Raw genomic sequence first — 1066 nt, 5'->3', positions numbered from 1 at the left:
TTGTATAGCATAGCTATACATATACGCAAATGTATTGTGGTTATTTATCAGCGTGGCTGATTTTTGAAAACTCCACCTCTACCCGCCCCTCTGCCAGACGCAACTCAAATACGCTTTCTGTGTTGAGCTCATTGGGGCCTCTTACTGCATGCATTGCTTGCTCCTCTTTACTCAAGATGACTGCATAACCTCGCTCTAGAGTTCTTTGCGGGTTCAGCATTTCAAGCTGGGATTGGAAATGGCTTTGATCACGTTTCCAATTTTCAACTCTCACCAGCCATGCTTGATTGAGTCGTTTTTGCCAGCCGCTGATTTGCTCACGCATGCGGTCAGGGTTGGGCAAGGCATGACTAAGGCGTAAAGCCAATTGATCTAAAGTTTGTGCTTCACGCTCTACTCGCTGACTCACTCTTTGTAGTAATGCCTGCATGATGGCATCTAACTCTTGCAGCATTTGATCGCGTCGTGGCGCAGCTAATTCTGCCGCACCCGTTGGAGTGGGTGCACGTAAGTCTGCAACAAAGTCAGCAATCGTGACATCGGTTTCATGACCAACGCCACTCACAATTGGGATAGATGACTGCGAGATAGCGTAAGCCAGCTGCTCATCATTAAATGCCCAGAGATCTTCAATGCTACCGCCACCGCGTACTAACAAAATCACATCAACAGTATTTTCTTTTTCAGCATTTTTGAATGCGGCAATAATTCCAGCTGGCGCATCAGGTCCTTGCACGAGCGTTGGATAAATCACAATTGGAATATGGGGCGCTCTTCTCCCCAATGTGCTCAACACATCTTTTAAGGCCGCAGCTTGTGGCGAGGTAACAATGCCAATCGCTCTCGGATGAGTTGGTATGGGATGTTTATTCTCTGCGTCAAATAAACCTTCTTTAGCGAGCTTGGCCTTGAGCTTCAAAAAGGCTTCGTAAAGACCGCCCATGCCTGCACGTCGCATGCTTTGCACTGTGAGCTGAATGTCGCCACGGGGTACATAGAAGCCCACATTGGCAGCGACTTCTACTAAATCCCCAGATTGAGGCATAAATCCGACTTGCCCATTACG

General features: G+C 47.7%; 1 protein-coding gene. It reads right to left on the bottom strand.

Annotated features, from left to right (window positions below; genetic code table 11):
* Positions 1 to 40: 40 nt before the first annotated feature.
* A partial coding sequence (xseA, locus tag B7Y67_RS19135; RefSeq protein WP_293599989.1) for an exodeoxyribonuclease VII large subunit occupies positions 41 to 1066 on the bottom strand: 1026 nt, incomplete at its 5' end.

This window comes from Polynucleobacter sp. 35-46-11 (assembly GCF_002281105.1).
Note: the sequence above shows the minus strand (reverse complement) of the source record. Positions and strands in the feature narration are given on the sequence as shown.